This window comes from Citrobacter sp. VF227 (assembly GCF_052950715.1).
The window spans coordinates 1-447 of record NZ_JBRFVF010000520.1 but is presented as its reverse complement, the minus strand read 5'-3'; the positions used below and the strand labels follow the sequence as shown (position 1 = coordinate 447).

The following is a 447-nucleotide window of genomic DNA, read 5'->3' as shown; positions in this document are numbered from 1 at the left end:
CAGGGAGGGGTGTAGTTGGCATATAGGGCTGCAGACCAAAATCAGTTCCAATCTGAATGCCGCCGATACGCGTCGGCCGAGACCAGATAAGTGAACTGGTCAGTGTATCGCCAGCGGTTATCGCCAACATCGTTTCGGGAAATGATGTACGCCAGCTGGTATCAAGGCGCTCAACGCTGTTATTTGCATATTCCTCGATGGAATACTGTGTCAACTGGGTCGTGCTGAGTACGCCTGCGGCACTGAAGGCGCGAAGTTCGCTGAAGGTATTGATTGCGCTTTCATCACCCTGTTGGCTATAGATATCGAAATTGAGCAGCGCTCCGGGTGAGGTTGTCGCCGTCGGCGCGGTTTCTGTGGGCGAGCTAAGCTGCGTGGTCGCGAGATTGAGTGAACTCAGCGGGGCGGTAAGCGAAAGCGTTTGCAACTGAGCGTTGTAGTCTATGG

At 54.1% G+C, this 447-nt stretch carries 1 pseudogene; it reads right to left on the bottom strand.

Features of this window, described 5'->3' with window-relative positions:
• Positions 1 to 447, bottom strand: a pseudogene (locus tag ACU8YC_RS27645) (fimbria/pilus outer membrane usher protein); the annotation flags it as partial.